Origin of the sequence: Streptomyces sp. NPDC014882, assembly GCF_043081325.1 — a bacterium.
Classification (GTDB): Bacteria; Actinomycetota; Actinomycetes; order Streptomycetales; family Streptomycetaceae; genus Streptomyces.
On the sequence record NZ_JBIBWL010000007.1, the window covers coordinates 248262 to 261386 of the forward strand.

Here is a 13125-nt window from a genome sequence, read left to right on the forward strand (position 1 = left end):
TCATATAGCGTCCTCGGTGTCCAGCCGACGAGGAGGATCCCCATGGCCGTACCCAAGCGGAAGATGTCCCGCAGCAACACCCGTCACCGCCGCGCCCAGTGGAAGGCGACCACCCCGGCGCTCGTGCCCGTCACCGTGGACGGGGTCCGCCACCTCGTCCCCCAGCACCTGGTGCGGGCGTACGAGCGCGGCCTGCTGCGCCCCGAGGGCTGACCGGAACGGGGATCCGGGGGTGGGGGTCCGGGGACGGGGGCCGGGGAATCCCGGCGTCCGCCACGCGTTGAACACCGTGTGAGTTCTGTGATCGAAGCCGCCCGGTTCTCCGTCCTCGACCGCTCCCGCACGCGCGAGGGCCATCCGGTCGGCGCGGCCCTGCGGGACACCGTGGCGCTGGCGCGGGAGGTGGAGGCGCTCGGCTACCACCGGTTCTGGGTGTCGGAGCACCACGGCGTCCCCGGTGTCGCCGGCTCCGCGCCGACCGTTCTCGCCGCCGCCGTGGCCGCCGCGACGGCGACGATCCGGGTCGGCACCGGCGGGGTCATGCTGCCCAACCACCGGCCGCTGGTCGTCGCCGAGCAGTTCGGAGTGCTGGAGTCGCTGTTCCCCGGCCGCATCGACATGGGCCTGGGCCGGTCGGTCGGCTTCACCGACGGGGTCCGCAGGGCACTGGGCCGCGGCAAGGAGGACGCCGAGGACTTCGGCGCCCAACTGCGGGAACTGCTCGGCTGGTTCCGCGGCGCCTCGCCGGCCGGCGTGCACGCGCGCCCCGCCGAGGGACTGACCGTACCGCCGTTCGTCCTGGCCATGGGCGAGGGGGCGCGGATCGCGGCGGAGGCCGGACTCCCCCTGGTCATCGGTGACCTGCGCGACCGGGACCGGCTGCGGCGGGGCGTCGACGACTACCGCGCCCGGTTCCGGCCCTCGCCCTGGGCCGCGGAGCCGTACGTCGTCGTCTCGGGGGCGGTCGCCGTCGCCGGGACGCCCGAGGAGGCCCGCCGGCTGCTGGTTCCCGAGGCCTGGTCGACGGCCCACTCCCGCACGCGCGGCACGTTCCCGCCGCTGCCCCCGGCGGACCGGGTCGAGGCCCTGCCGATGACGGCGCGGGAACGCGGTTTCTACGAGGCCGCCCTGGCCGGACAGATCGCCGGCACCGAGGAACAGGTCACCCGCGCGCTGGAGACGGTACTGAAGGACACGGGGGCCCAAGAGGTCCTCGTGACCACCAGCACCCACGACCGGCGGGCACTGCTGGAGTCCTACCGCAGGCTGGCGGCCGTCGTGCGCGGGGGCGGCCGGGCGCCGCGCGCCGGATCCGGGACACGGGGCACGTGACCCCGGACACCGGGCGCGCGGCCGGCCGTACGGGCGGCCGCCGGTGCCGCCGCCCGCCACGTCACCGTACGGCCGGCGCGGCCGCGCGGTCCGGCACGCCGGACCGACGGGTGGTCAGCTCCGCCGGGGTCCGGGCGGGTTGCCGTCGTCGTGTCCCTCGTTCCCGATGTGCCCGGGCTCGACGCCCTCGGCCTCGAGGCGTTCCTTGCGGACCTGACCGCGTACGGTCTCCTCCTCGACGTGCTCGTCCGCGGTCAGCCGGACCCGCTCCACCGGCACGGTCTCGGTCTCCACCACGGGACGTTCCTCGTGGAGGACGACCTCGTGCTCGGCCTCGCTGATCTCCGGCCCGGAGAGCGCGGCGTCGCGGTTGGCCTCGGTGATGGGCTCGCGCTCGACGCGCACCTCCTCCCTGCGCACCGGCACGGTCGTCTCGACCTCCTCGGTGACCACGTACTTGCGCAGCCGGGCGCGTCCGGTCTCACGTCGCTCGACGCCGACGTGCATCTGCTCCTCGGAGCGCGTCATGGCCTCGTCGGAGCCGGTCATGGCCTCACCGGAACCGGTCATGGCCTCGCGGCCGGTCCGGCCCGCCGGGTAGCCGGTGTCCGCCTCTCCCGGTCGCACACCGGGAGCGGTTCCCGCCGCCGTGCCGGCCGCCGCGGCCGAGGTGCCCGTGCCCGCGGCCCAGCCGGTCCCGCCGGAGGTGTCGTCCTCCAGGACGCCGCCCCAGTCGATGCCGTAGTAGTCGTACAGGCGGTGCTCCTCGGACTCCGAGAGGTGTCCGCCGGAGTCGACGTCGACGTTCGGCGCGCCCTTGATCCGGTCCTTGGCGTAGGGGACCTCGATGTGGTCCTCCACCATCGAGGCGTCGCGGATCGGCACGAAGGACTCGTTCGTGCCGAAGAAGCCCGTCTTGACCGTGACCCATTCGGGTTGCCCGGTCACGTCGTCGAAGAAGACGTGCTTGGCTTCGCCGACCTTGTGGCCCTCCCCGTCGAAGACGGGATGGTCCAGTACGTTCCTGATTTCCTCGCGGGCGATCATGGCATCGCCCTCCCTTCACGTGACGGCATCTCCGTTCGGGTCACCGCCCCAGGACATAAGAAACAGACAAATCGCTATATTTCTCCGTGCGGTTCGACGGGGCGGGACGGAGCCACGGCATCCCGCCCGCCGGACACCGCGTGCCCCGGCCACGGTCCCGGCCCCGCCGGGGCGGGCCCGCTCCGGCGCTGGGCCGCCCGGGCCAGCGCCCGGCGGTCGGCGTGGGCGCCGGGCCGGAGCGCGGGACGCACCTCCGCCTCGGCCACCAGTCCGTCCGCCATGACCACCCGCCACAGCGAGGCGAGCAGCGAGTCCTCCCCGACGAACGCGGGGACGGTCGTGGGCGCGCCCCCGGTGAGCCGGTAGCGGATGCGGACGGGCTGGACCGGCACCCCGGCGTCCAGGGCCGCCTGGAAGACGGCCCGGCGGAAGGTGCCCTGGGCCCGGCCGCACCACGTGCTGCCCTCGGGGAAGACGCCGACGGCCGCCCCCGAGCGCAGCAGTCCGGCGATGTCGGCGACCGTGTCCGGGAGGCCGCGCAGCCGGTGACGGTCGATGAACAGGACGCCGCCGCGGGCGGCCAGCGGCCCCGCGACGGGCCACCGCCGTATCTCGGCCTTGGCGATCATCCGGGCCGGGCGGACCATGGCCAGCAGCGGGACGTCCAGCCAGGAGATGTGGTTGGCGACCAGCAACAGGCCGCCGTCGGGCGCGGCGGCACCGCTGAACCGCGCCCGGACCCCGGCGGCCCGCACGACGGCCCCCGCCCACCGGCGCACCAGTGCGGCCGGGACCCTGCCGCCGACCGGCAGCAGCGCGATCCCGGCCAGCAGCAGTGCCACGACCGCCACCAGCCGCAGCACCGCCCGCGGTACGGCGGCGGCGGAGCCCGGCGCCTCCACGCACGCCCCGGGGGTGCAGGGCGCGCTGGGCGGCCAGGCGCCCATCAGGCCGGGACGAGGGAGAGGAAGTGCCGCAGATAGCGCGGGTTGACCCGGCGCATCGACAGCAGCACGTACAGGTCGGCGACCCCGAAGTCCGGGTCGTGGGCGGGCTCGCCGCAGACCCAGGCGCCGAGGCGGAGATAGCCACGCAGCAGGGCCGGCAGCTCGGTGCGGGCGGGCAGTGCCAGGCCCGGCTGCGGCACCCACGGCAGCCGCGGGCGGACCCGGAACTCCTCGGGTGCCAGGTGCTTGTCCCGTACCCGCTCCCAGGTGGCGGCCGCGGCGGTACCGCCGTCGGCGAGCGGGACGGAGCAGCAGCCGGCCAGCCATTCGTGGCCGTTGTCGACCATGTAGCGGGCGATGCCGGCCCATATGAGGCCGATGACGGTGCCGTCGCGGTGGTCGGGGTGGACGCAGGAGCGGCCGACCTCCACGAGGCCGGGCCGGATGCCGTGCAGCGGCGTCAGGTCGAACTCGGCGTCGGAGTAGAGCCGGCCGGCGACCGCGGCGCGCTCCGGCGGCAGCAGCCGGTAGGTGCCGACGACCTGGCCGGTGTCGGCGTCGCGCACCAGCAGGTGGTCGCAGTGGGCGTCGAAGGGGTCGACGTCGAGGCCGGGCTGCGCGGACGTGAGCAGGGCGCCCATCTCCCCGGCGAAGACGTCGTGCCGCAGCCGCTGCGCGGCCCGCACGTCGGCCTCGTCGCGGGCGAGGGTCACGAGGTAGCGGGAGGGGGCCGCGGGCAGCGGCGGGGCGTCCGGAGCGATTACGGTGGTCATGGCTCTCTCCAGGTCACGGGCCGTTCGGCCGGAGGGGACGGACGGGCCGGTGGTGTGCGGCCGCCCGCTCCTGTTCTCCCGATGCCGGCTGGCGGGCGCGTGACCTGTGCCCGGAGCGGGGATGTGGGGTTGTTGAACGGCGCGCGCGGCGATCCGCCCCCGCGCCCCGGCACGGGACCACCCCGCCACGGCCCCGGCACGGGACCACCCCGACGCGCCCCCGCCACGGCCCCGGCACGGCTCCGCTCCGGCGGCGCCACCGGAGCCGGCCGCGCGGGGAGCCCGCCCCGCGCCCGGGCGCGGGTCCCGGCGCAGGACCGGCCGCGGGTCCGGCGCGCGTCCCCGCCGCGGCTCCGCCCGGATGGCGCCGCCGTACTCTCCCGTACGACGGGCAGTGGCCCGGATGGCCCAGTTGCGCACGCGCGCGGCGGTTCCCGCGGCGAGAGTGGGCCGTATGACAGAAGCCGGAACCGGCGGACGGCGTCGTGAACCGGTCGCGTCCGCCACCCGCCGCCGGACCGTGCGCGGCGCGCGTGAGGCCGCCCGGTGCGCCGCCGAGGCGCTGACCGAGCTCATCCGTCACCGCCTGGAAGGGGTCTCCGCCGTGTGCCGGAACGAGGACGACGGCTGGATCGTCGACGTCGACGTGCTCGAGCTGGCGCGCATCCCCGACACCACCAGCCTGCTCGCCACCTACCAGGTCGAGCTGGACCCGGCGGGCGAGCTGGTGCAGTACCGCCGCGTCGCCCGGTACCGGCGCGGGGCCCAGGACCAGTGACCGGGCCCTCGGGCCCGCCCCCCGGAAGGACCGCCGCATGACCGTCTACGCCGACGAGGTCGTCTGCGCGCCCCGCGCCGGAACCCTCTACGACGTGCTGGAGCTCATCCTCGACCGCGGCATGGTGATCGACGTCTTCCTGCGCGTCTCACTGGTCGGTATCGAGATCCTCAAGGTCGACGCGCGGATCGTGGTCGCCAGCGTCGACACCTACCTGCGCTTCGCCGAGGCGTGCAACCGTCTCGACCTGGAGAACGACACGCGGACCAGGACCGTGCCCGAACTGTTCGGCGGACCGGTCGCCAAGACCGTCGCCAAGGCGGGCGCGAAGCGCACGGCCCGGTCCCTGACCGACAAGGTGCGCGACATCCTCAGCCCGGACGACGACGCCGTGGAGGCCGACGAGGACCTCTACGACGACGTCCGCGAGCCCGCCCCGCGCCCCGAACGCCCGCGCCGCCGCCCGGCCGGGACGCGTCCGGCCGCCGGCCGCGGGGCCGCCGGTGACGACGACCGCCCGCGGCCCCGGCGCCGTACGAAGGAAAAGGAATGACCGTGACGGGCACCGCCCCCCTCACCACCGCCGGCACGCTCGGCACCCTGTACGTCTACGGCATCACCCCCGCGGGCGTCCGGCCGCCGCGCGCGCCCGGGGTGGACGGCGCGCCGGTGCGGCTGCTGACCGAGGCCGGGCTGTGCGCCGCGGTCTCGGACGCCCCGGCGCGGCTCAGGGCCCGCCGACGGGATCTGACGGCCCATCAGTCGGTGCTCGACGAACTCGCCGGGCAGGGGCCCGTCCTGCCCATGCGGTTCGCCGTCCTCACCCGCGACGCGGAGGCACTGCGGAGCCGGCTGCGCACCGGCCGGACCCACCTGACCGGGCAGCTCGACGAGGTCCGGGGCTGTGTGGAGATGAACGTGAAGGGCACCGTCGTGCCCGGGTACTTCGCCGACCTCGTGCGCAGGGACGACGGTCTGCGGGCGCTCGCCCGCCGGACCCGGCGGCACCCCGGCTACGAGGCGAACGTACGCCTGGGCGAGGCGCTCGCCCAGGGCGTCGCCCGCGAGGCGCGGCACGCGGCGCGGGAGGTGCTGGCCCGGCTGGCCCCGCTCGCCGTGCGCACCGCGCAGGGGCCGGTCGACGACGAGCAGGTGCTGAGCACGTCGTTCCTGCTGCGCTCCGCCGACGAACGGCACTTCCGCCGGGCCGTCGCCGACCAGGCGCGCCGGTGCGGGGACCGGCTGGCGCTGAGCCTGACCGGACCGTTGCCGTGCTACAGCTTCGTCGACACCCCGCCCACCACGGCCGGGAGGTGACGCGGTGGGACTCGTGAGCGGACTCCTGCTCCTGCCCCTCGCCCCGGTGCGCGGCACGCTCTGGGTCGCCGACCAGCTGCTCCACGAGGCGCAGCGTCAGTCCCACGACCCCCGGGTGGTGCAGGCGCGGCTGGCGGCGCTCAACCGGGCCCTGGAGGAGGGCGCCATCGACGAGGCGGCGTTCGAGAAGGAGGAGGAACGGCTGCTCGAACGCCTCGAGAGCCCCGTCCGGTACACGGAGGGCGCCTCGTGACCGACCTCGGCACCTGGCCCGCGGGCCCCGATCCGCAACCCGCCGCGCCGCTCGGCGGGAGCCTCGCGGACCTGCTCGAACGCGTCCTGGACAAGGGCATCGTCATCGCGGGCGACATCAAGATCGACCTGCTGGACATCGAGCTGCTCACCATCCGTCTGCGCCTGTTCATCGCCTCCGTCGAGACCGCCAGGAAGGCGGGCATCGACTGGTGGGAGACGGACCCGGCGCTGTCCTCGCGCGCCGCGCGTGACGCCCTCACCGAGGAGAACGCGCGTCTGCGTGCCCGTCTCGACGCCCTGGAGGGCGCCGAACCCGACGCTCGGGAGGTGATCCGATGACGGGTGTCCCGGCCGACCGACCGACCGCGGCGGGGCAGGACGTGTCGCGCCCCTGTCTCACCTGCCTGTTCGCCGTGACGGACGGCCCCTTGCCCGACGACGTGCTCGCGGTGACGCCGGGCCATGACGGAGGCGGCCCGCTGCGGATCCTCGAGGCGGGCGCGCTCCGGCTGGTCGTGCAGGACGTCCCCGTGGCGGCCTTCGGCGAGGAGGCGCTCGCGCGGCGGCTCGACCGGCCCGAGGAGCTGGAGCGCTGTGCCCGCGCCCACCACCGCGCGGTGGAGACGGCCGCCCGCGCGGGTGCCGCCGTCCCCCTGCCGATGGCGACGCTCTACCTCGACGACCACAACGCGGTACGGGCCGTGACCGCCCGGCAGGCCTCGCTGCGCACGCTGCTGGACCGGCTGCGGGGCCGGACCGAGTGGGCGGTGAAGGTGTATCCCGCCGGGCCCGCGCGCACGTCCGGTGCCGCGTCCGGCGGCGCCGCGGACGGCGGACCGGCGGACGACGGACCCTCGACCGGCACCCCCACGGCAGGCACCCCCGCGACCGGTGGCCCCGCGACCGGTGGCCCCGCGGCCGGGCGGTCGTACCTGAGCCGGGTGAGCGCCCGGCGGCGTACCGAGCGCGAGGCGCGCGAGTCGGCCCTGGCGCAGGCCGACGCGGTCGACCGGGAGCTGCGGCGGTACGCCGTCGCCGCGACGCGGCACCGGCCGCAGAGCGAGCGGCTGACCGGCCGGGGCGTCCCGCAGCTGCTCAACGCGGCCTATCTGGTGGACGACGACCGGCGTGCCGATTTCCTCGGGGCCGTGCGCCGGCCGGGCGGCGCCGGGGGCGCGGCGGTGGAGGTCACGCTGTCGGGGCCCTGGGTCCCGTACTCCTTCGCCCGCCTCGACGAGGTGACGTGCGACGCGCGGGAGGGGGTCCGCGCATGACCGTGCCGATCGCGGGCGGCCCCGACCGCACGGCGGTGCCGTGGAACGGCCCGGAACCGTACGCGCCCGTGGGGGTGCCGCTCGTCGACCTGCTCGACCGGGTGCTGGCCACCGGCGTCGTGATCAGCGGCGACCTGGTCCTGTCCGTCGCCGACGTGCCGTTGGTGCGGATCTCCCTGCACGCCCTGCTGGCCTCGGTCAGTGACCGGGTCCCGGCGCCCTGGCCGGACAGCGGGCCGCTGTGACGGCGCCGCGCGCCCACGCGCTGGACCTCGACCCCGAACGGGTCACGAACGACCTGGCGGCCCTGGTCCTGACCGTGGTGGAACTCCTGCGGCAGCTCATGGAGCGTCAGGCGGTACGCCGTTTCGACGAGGGGACGCTCAGCCCCGGCCAGGAGGAACGGCTCGGCACCGCGCTGATGCTGCTGGACGAGCGGATGGACGAGCTGTGCGCGCAGCACGGGCTGCGGCGCGGCGACCTCAACCTGGACCTCGGTCCGCTCGGCCCGCTCCTCGCCGATCCGGGCCCGTGACGCCGGGGCTTCCCGACGCGGCTGCCGTGCGGGAGGGGGAAGCGAGACGGGACCGGGGATGAGCACCACTCCCGGTCCCGCCCGTCCGCGCCCTCGGCGAACGTCTCTTCCCCGATGCGCCCGACTGCGCCCGACTGCGCCCGACGCGGTCGGCGCCCGGGTCTCAGCGCTTGCCCGCCTTGCGGGTGGCGCGCAGCCACTCCTTGTTCATGCCGGTGATGGAGACCAGCGGAATGCCCTTCGGACAGGCGGTGGCGCACTCGCCGGCCAGGGTGCAGCCGCCGAAGCCCTCCTCGTCCATCCGCGCCACCATGTCCAGCACCCGCGTCTCGCGCTCCGGCGCGCCCTGCGGCAGGACGTTCAGGTGGTTGATCTTGGCGGAGGTGAACAGCATCGCCGCGCCGTTGGGGCAGGCGGCCACGCAGGCCCCGCACCCGATGCACTCGGCGTGTTCGAACGCGAAGTCGGCATCCGGCTTGGGCACCGGCGTGGTGTGCGCCTCCGGGGCGGCGCCGGTGGGCGCGGTGACGTAGCCGCCCGCCTGGATGATGCGGTCGAGGGCCGAGCGGTCCACGACCAGGTCCTTGACCACGGGGAACGCGGACGCCCGCCACGGCTCGACGTCGATCGTGTCGCCGTCCTCGAAGGACCGCATGTGCAGCTGGCAGGTGGTGGTGCGCTCCGGGCCGTGCGCGTCGCCGTTGATGACGAGGGAGCACGCGCCGCAGATGCCCTCGCGGCAGTCGTGGTCGAAGGCGACCGGGTCCTCGCCCTTGAGGATGAGTTCCTCGTTGAGGGTGTCGAGCATCTCCAGGAAGGACATGTCGGAGGAGATGCCGTCCACCTCGTACGTGGACATGGCGCCGTCGGCGTCGGCGTCGCGCTGCCGCCAGACGCGCAGGGTGAGCCTCATGCGTAGCTCCGCTGGGTGGGGTGGACGTACTCGAAGACGAGGTCTTCCTTGTGCAGGACGGGGGGCTCGCCGGTGCCGGTGAACTCCCAGGCGGCCGCGTGGGCGAACTCCTCGTCCCGGCGGGCGGCCTCGCCGTCGGGGGTCCGGTGCTCCTCGCGGAAGTGGCCGCCGCAGGACTCGGCGCGGTGCAGCGCGTCGAGGCACATCAGCTCGGCGAGTTCCAGGTAGTCGACGACGCGGTTCGCCTTCTCCAGGGTCTGGTTGAACTCCTCGCCGGTGCCGGGGACCTTGACGCGCCGCCAGAACTCCTCGCGGATCCGGGGGATCCGTTCGAGGGCCGTGCGCAGTCCGGCGTCGGTGCGGGCCATGCCGCAGAACTCCCACATGAGTTCGCCGACCTCGCGGTGGAAGGAGTCGGGGGTGCGGTCGCCGTCGACGGACAGCAGCAGGTTCAGGCGGTCCCGGGTCTCGGCCAGCACCTCCCGCACCACCGGGTGCTCGCCGCTCACCTCGCTCCGGTGCGGGTTGCGGGCGAGGTAGTCGTTGACGGTGGCGGGCAGCACGAAGTAGCCGTCGGCCAGGCCCTGCATCAGGGCGGACGCGCCGAGCCGGTTGGCGCCGTGGTCGGAGAAGTTGGCCTCGCCGATCGCGAACAGGCCCGGGATCGTGGTCTGGAGGTCGTAGTCGACCCACAGGCCGCCCATCGTGTAGTGCACGGCGGGGTAGATCCGCATCGGCACCTCGTACGGGTTCTCCGCGGTGATCCGCTCGTACATGTCGAAGAGGTTGCCGTACTTCTCCTCGACCGCCCTGCGGCCCATCCGCTCGATCGCGTCCGCGAAGTCGAGGTAGACGCCCTGCCCGCCGGGGCCGACTCCCCGGCCCTCGTCGCAGACGTTCTTCGCGGCGCGGGAGGCGATGTCGCGGGGCACCAGGTTGCCGAAGGAGGGGTAGAGGCGCTCCAGGTAGTAGTCGCGCTCGTCCTCGGGGATCCTGTTCGCCGGCCGGGTGTCGCCCTTGGTCCTCGGGACCCAGATCCGGCCGTCGTTGCGCAGCGACTCGCTCATCAGCGTCAGCTTGGACTGGTGGTCGCCGGTGCGCGGGATGCAGGTCGGATGGATCTGCGTGAAGCACGGGTTGGCGAAGTGGGCGCCCCGGCGGTGGGCCCGCCAGATCGCGGTGGCGTTGGAGTTCATGGCGTTCGTCGACAGGTGGAAGACGTTGCCGTAACCGCCGCTGGCGAGGACGACGGCGTCCGCGAAGTACGTGTCGATCTCCCCGGTGATCAGGTCCCGTGCCACGATCCCGCGGGCCCGGCCGTCGACGACGATCAGGTCGAGCATCTCGGTGCGCGGGTGCATCTCGACGGTGCCGGCGGCGATCTGCCGGCTGAGGGCCTGGTAGGCGCCGAGCAGCAGTTGCTGGCCCGTCTGGCCGCGGGCGTAGAAGGTGCGGGAGACCTGGACGCCGCCGAAGGAGCGGGTGTCGAGGAGACCGCCGTACTCGCGGGCGAAGGGCACGCCCTGCGCCACGCACTGGTCGATGATCTCGACGGAGATCTGGGCGAGGCGGTGGACGTTGGACTCGCGGGCCCGGAAGTCGCCGCCCTTGACGGTGTCGTAGAACAGCCGGTGGACGGAGTCGCCGTCGTTGCGGTAGTTCTTCGCGGCGTTGATGCCGCCCTGCGCGGCGATGGAGTGGGCGCGGCGCGGGGAGTCCTGGTAGCAGAACTGGACGACGTGGTAGCCCTGTTCGGCGAGGGTGGCGCCGGCCGAGCCGCCGGCCAGGCCGGTGCCGACGACGATGACGGTGTGCTTGCGGCGGTTGGCGGGGTTGACCAGCTTCGCCTCGAAGCGGCGCTTGTCCCAGCGCTCGTGGATCGGGCCGGAGGGGGCCTTGGTGTCGGCGATCGGCTCGCCGGTCGTGTAGGCGGTATAGGGGGTGTAGGGGGTCATGTCAGCTCACCAGTCCGGTCATGACGCCCACGGGTACGGCGACGAAGCCGGCCGTGAGCAGCAGCGCGAGGGCGTTGGCGGTGGTCTTGAGGGCGCGGTCGCGGGTGCGGCCGCCGGCGCCCAGGGTCTGGGCGGCGCTCCAGAAGCCGTGCCGGACGTGCAGGCCGAGGGCGAGCACCGCGGCGATGTAGACGGTGTTGCCGTACCAGGTGGAGAAGGTGTCCACGACGTTCTGGTACGGCCGGCCCTCCTGGAAGCCGCCGGGGTGCGCGGTGCCGGTCGTCAGGTCGAGGAGGTGCCAGACGACGAAGAGACCGAGGATGATCCCGCCCCAGCGCATGGTGCGCGTGGCGTAGCTGGTCCGCGGCTTCCGGTGGACGTACTTGACCGGGCGGGCCCTGAGGTCGCGGCGGCTGAGCTGGTAGGCGGACACGGCGTGCGCGACGACCGCGACGACCAGCACGACCCGGACCAGCCACAGCGTCCACCCGTCGTGCATGAACGGCTCGCCGACCGTGCGCAGCCAGTGCGCGTAGTGGTTGAACTCGCCCGGTCCGAAGAAGATCTTCAGATTGCCGATCATGTGGACGACCAGGTACAGCAGCATGATCAGACCGCTGACGGCCATCACCGTCTTCTTGCCGACGGAGGAGCGCCACACGGTGCGCGCCATGGACGACCGTCGGTCCGTCCGCGTTGCCAGAGCCATGGAACAGGACGCTAGGGCCGAACGGCCCCATCGGTCCAAGACATGGTCCGCCTCGTTTTCATAGGCGGGGCCTATCATCGCTGGATGCAGTTCCAGCAGCTCCAGTACTTCGTGGCGGTCGCCGAGACGCGGCACTTCACCCGGGCCGCCGACCTGGTCCACGTCGCCCAGCCCTCGCTGTCGCAGCAGATCAAGGCGCTGGAGCGGGAGCTGGGCGCCGATCTCTTCCAGCGGGCGCGCGGGAACATCACGCTCACCGACGCCGGCGAGGCGCTGCTGCCGCTGGCCCGCCGGATCCTGGCGGACGCCGAGACGGCCCGGTACGAGGTGCGGGAGCTGGTGGAGCTGCGCGGCGGCCGGGTGCGGCTGGGGGCGACGCCCAGCCTGTGCACCGGGCTGCTGCCGGACGTGCTGCGCGCCTACCACGACCGCTACCCCGGCGTCCGGCTGCTGATCGAGGAGGGCGGCTCGCACGACCTGGTGCGGGAACTGGCCCGCGGCGCGCTCGACCTCGCCCTGGTGGTGCTCCCGCTGCCCACCCCCTCCCCCGCGCTGACCACGGTGGAACTGCTGCGGGAGGACCTCGTGGTGGCCTCGTCGCCGGAGGTGCCCCCGCCGGGAGGCGGGCGCCGGGCCGTGCGGATCGCCGACCTGGAGGGCGAACGCCTGGTGATGTTCCGGCACGGCTACGACCTGCGCGAACTCACCGTCGCCGCGTGTCGCGCCGAGGGGTTCGAGCCGGACTTCGCGGTGGAGGGCGGGGAGATGGACGCGGTGCTGGGGTTCGTGCGGGCGGGGCTCGGCATGGCCGTCGTGCCGCGCATGGTCGCCGCGCGGTCGGGGCGGGGCCTGCGGGTCACTCCGCTGGCCCGGCCGGGGTTGCACCGGGTGATCGCGCTGGCGCACCGCAGCGATGTGGCTCCGCCGCGGGCCGCACGGGAGTTGCAGCGGATGCTGCTGGAGCGGTAGGGCTGCGCCGCTTGTGGGGGTTCGTGCGGGGTGCTTGTACGGGGGTGTCGGCGGGGGAGCCGTCGGAGTGCGGGTCGGCCGGGGCGGGGTGCGCGGTTCCTCGCGCCCCTGGGGTGTGGTGCCTGGGCGGAGGGGGAGGTGCGGGTCGGTCGGGGCTGGGTGCGCGGTTCCTCGCGCCCCTGGGGTGGGCCTCCGGGGGCGCGGTGTCCAGGTGCGGTCCGCGGTGGCTGGGTGCGCGGTTCCTCGCGCCCCTGGGGTGGGCCTCCGGGGGCGCGGTGTCCAGGTGCGGTCCGCGGTGGCTGGGTGCGCGGTTCCTCGCGC

The 13125-nt window shown here is 74.5% G+C and carries 17 protein-coding genes; 11 read left to right on the forward strand and 6 right to left on the reverse strand.

Translation table 11 applies throughout. The annotated features are described in order from the left end of the window. Positions 1-42 precede the first annotated feature (42 nt). Together rpmF and ACF09K_RS18915 are read left to right on the forward strand one after the other, a co-directional pair. Entirely contained in the window at positions 43-213 is a 171-nt protein-coding gene (rpmF, locus tag ACF09K_RS18910; protein ID WP_392244920.1) for a 50S ribosomal protein L32, read from the forward strand. 78 nt (positions 214-291) lie between these two features. Next, the gene (locus tag ACF09K_RS18915; RefSeq protein ID WP_392244921.1) at positions 292-1332 is read left to right on the forward strand and encodes an MsnO8 family LLM class oxidoreductase; all 1041 of its coding nucleotides are present in this window, start codon (positions 292-294) and stop codon (positions 1330-1332) included. 114 nt (positions 1333-1446) lie between these two features. Here the strand turns inward: ACF09K_RS18915 and ACF09K_RS18920 are convergent, their stop codons facing one another. From ACF09K_RS18920 to ACF09K_RS18930, 3 genes are all read right to left on the reverse strand, one after another. Further along, entirely contained in the window at positions 1447-2379 is a 933-nt protein-coding gene (locus ACF09K_RS18920) for a DUF2382 domain-containing protein (protein ID WP_392244923.1), read from the reverse strand. Between the two features lie 74 nt (positions 2380-2453). Continuing rightward, entirely contained in the window at positions 2454-3326 is an 873-nt protein-coding gene (locus ACF09K_RS18925; RefSeq protein WP_392244925.1) for a lysophospholipid acyltransferase family protein, read from the reverse strand. Further along, positions 3326-4099 carry a GNAT family N-acetyltransferase gene (locus tag ACF09K_RS18930; RefSeq protein ID WP_392244927.1) on the reverse strand — a complete coding sequence of 258 codons (774 nt, stop codon included), beginning with the start codon at positions 4097-4099 and terminating at the stop codon, positions 3326-3328. The genes ACF09K_RS18925 and ACF09K_RS18930 overlap by 1 nt, the downstream gene beginning before the upstream one ends. A gap of 454 nt (positions 4100-4553) precedes the next feature. On the opposite strand from ACF09K_RS18930, the gene ACF09K_RS18935 reads away from it, so the two are divergent. The 8 genes from ACF09K_RS18935 to ACF09K_RS18970 are packed head-to-tail and all read left to right on the forward strand — an operon-like array spanning position 4554 to position 8258. Continuing rightward, positions 4554-4877: a gas vesicle protein gene (locus tag ACF09K_RS18935; RefSeq protein WP_392244928.1), complete on the forward strand. Its 324-nt coding sequence runs from the start codon at positions 4554-4556 to the stop codon at positions 4875-4877. Between the two features lie 37 nt (positions 4878-4914). After that, entirely contained in the window at positions 4915-5430 is a 516-nt protein-coding gene (locus ACF09K_RS18940; RefSeq protein ID WP_392244930.1) for a gas vesicle structural protein GvpA, read from the forward strand. After that, positions 5427-6194, forward strand: a complete 768-nt coding sequence (locus tag ACF09K_RS18945) for a GvpL/GvpF family gas vesicle protein (RefSeq protein ID WP_392244931.1) — start codon at positions 5427-5429, stop codon at positions 6192-6194. Before ACF09K_RS18940 ends, ACF09K_RS18945 begins: the two co-directional genes overlap by 4 nt. 4 nt (positions 6195-6198) lie before the next feature. Then, complete coding sequence (locus tag ACF09K_RS18950; protein WP_392244932.1) at positions 6199-6447, forward strand: gas vesicle protein GvpG; 249 nt, start codon at positions 6199-6201, stop codon at positions 6445-6447. Continuing rightward, positions 6444-6788 carry a gas vesicle protein gene (locus ACF09K_RS18955; RefSeq protein ID WP_392244933.1) on the forward strand — a complete coding sequence of 115 codons (345 nt, stop codon included), beginning with the start codon at positions 6444-6446 and terminating at the stop codon, positions 6786-6788. The genes ACF09K_RS18950 and ACF09K_RS18955 overlap by 4 nt, the downstream gene beginning before the upstream one ends. Continuing rightward, positions 6785-7723 (forward strand): GvpL/GvpF family gas vesicle protein, encoded by a 939-nt coding sequence (locus ACF09K_RS18960; RefSeq protein WP_392244935.1) that lies wholly within the window; start codon positions 6785-6787, stop codon positions 7721-7723. The genes ACF09K_RS18955 and ACF09K_RS18960 overlap by 4 nt, the downstream gene beginning before the upstream one ends. Then, positions 7720-7968 (forward strand): gas vesicle protein, encoded by a 249-nt coding sequence (locus ACF09K_RS18965; RefSeq protein WP_392244937.1) that lies wholly within the window; start codon positions 7720-7722, stop codon positions 7966-7968. The genes ACF09K_RS18960 and ACF09K_RS18965 overlap by 4 nt, the downstream gene beginning before the upstream one ends. Then, a complete protein-coding gene (locus ACF09K_RS18970; protein ID WP_392244938.1) occupies positions 7965-8258 on the forward strand; it encodes a gas vesicle protein K in 294 nt (97 codons plus the stop codon). Before ACF09K_RS18965 ends, ACF09K_RS18970 begins: the two co-directional genes overlap by 4 nt. Before the next feature lie 163 nt (positions 8259-8421). Here ACF09K_RS18970 and ACF09K_RS18975 read toward each other — a convergent pair whose 3' ends face one another. From ACF09K_RS18975 to ACF09K_RS18985, 3 genes are read right to left on the reverse strand one after another with little or no spacing between them, the layout of a single operon-like run. Beyond that, positions 8422-9171 (reverse strand): succinate dehydrogenase/fumarate reductase iron-sulfur subunit, encoded by a 750-nt coding sequence (locus tag ACF09K_RS18975; protein ID WP_392244939.1) that lies wholly within the window; start codon positions 9169-9171, stop codon positions 8422-8424. Next, positions 9168-11126 (reverse strand): fumarate reductase/succinate dehydrogenase flavoprotein subunit, encoded by a 1959-nt coding sequence (locus ACF09K_RS18980; RefSeq protein WP_392244940.1) that lies wholly within the window; start codon positions 11124-11126, stop codon positions 9168-9170. Before ACF09K_RS18980 ends, ACF09K_RS18975 begins: the two co-directional genes overlap by 4 nt. Before the next feature lies 1 nt (position 11127). Further along, entirely contained in the window at positions 11128-11799 is a 672-nt protein-coding gene (locus tag ACF09K_RS18985) for a succinate dehydrogenase (protein WP_392245103.1), read from the reverse strand. Positions 11800-11919: 120 nt separating this feature from the next. Here ACF09K_RS18985 and ACF09K_RS18990 point away from each other — a divergent pair, with 120 nt between their 5' ends. Beyond that, complete coding sequence (locus ACF09K_RS18990; RefSeq protein ID WP_392244941.1) at positions 11920-12804, forward strand: LysR family transcriptional regulator; 885 nt, start codon at positions 11920-11922, stop codon at positions 12802-12804. Positions 12805-13125: the final 321 nt, after the last annotated feature.

Excerpts from the sequence above, each read along its gene's own strand:
- rpmF (WP_392244920.1), top strand. The coding sequence starts at position 43 with ATGGCCGTACCCAAGCGGAAGATGTCCCGCAGCAACACCCGTCACCGC.
- ACF09K_RS18920 (WP_392244923.1), bottom strand. The coding sequence starts at position 2,379 with ATGATCGCCCGCGAGGAAATCAGGAACGTACTGGACCATCCCGTCTTC.
- ACF09K_RS18925 (WP_392244925.1), bottom strand. The coding sequence starts at position 3,326 with ATGGGCGCCTGGCCGCCCAGCGCGCCCTGCACCCCCGGGGCGTGCGTG.
- ACF09K_RS18930 (WP_392244927.1), bottom strand. The coding sequence starts at position 4,099 with ATGACCACCGTAATCGCTCCGGACGCCCCGCCGCTGCCCGCGGCCCCC.
- ACF09K_RS18935 (WP_392244928.1), top strand. The coding sequence starts at position 4,554 with ATGACAGAAGCCGGAACCGGCGGACGGCGTCGTGAACCGGTCGCGTCC.
- ACF09K_RS18940 (WP_392244930.1), top strand. The coding sequence starts at position 4,915 with ATGACCGTCTACGCCGACGAGGTCGTCTGCGCGCCCCGCGCCGGAACC.
- ACF09K_RS18945 (WP_392244931.1), top strand. The coding sequence starts at position 5,427 with ATGACCGTGACGGGCACCGCCCCCCTCACCACCGCCGGCACGCTCGGC.
- ACF09K_RS18960 (WP_392244935.1), top strand. The coding sequence starts at position 6,785 with ATGACGGGTGTCCCGGCCGACCGACCGACCGCGGCGGGGCAGGACGTG.
- ACF09K_RS18965 (WP_392244937.1), top strand. The coding sequence starts at position 7,720 with ATGACCGTGCCGATCGCGGGCGGCCCCGACCGCACGGCGGTGCCGTGG.
- ACF09K_RS18975 (WP_392244939.1), bottom strand. The coding sequence starts at position 9,171 with ATGAGGCTCACCCTGCGCGTCTGGCGGCAGCGCGACGCCGACGCCGAC.
- ACF09K_RS18980 (WP_392244940.1), bottom strand. The coding sequence starts at position 11,126 with ATGACCCCCTACACCCCCTATACCGCCTACACGACCGGCGAGCCGATC.
- ACF09K_RS18985 (WP_392245103.1), bottom strand. The coding sequence starts at position 11,799 with ATGGCGCGCACCGTGTGGCGCTCCTCCGTCGGCAAGAAGACGGTGATG.
- ACF09K_RS18990 (WP_392244941.1), top strand. The coding sequence starts at position 11,920 with ATGCAGTTCCAGCAGCTCCAGTACTTCGTGGCGGTCGCCGAGACGCGG.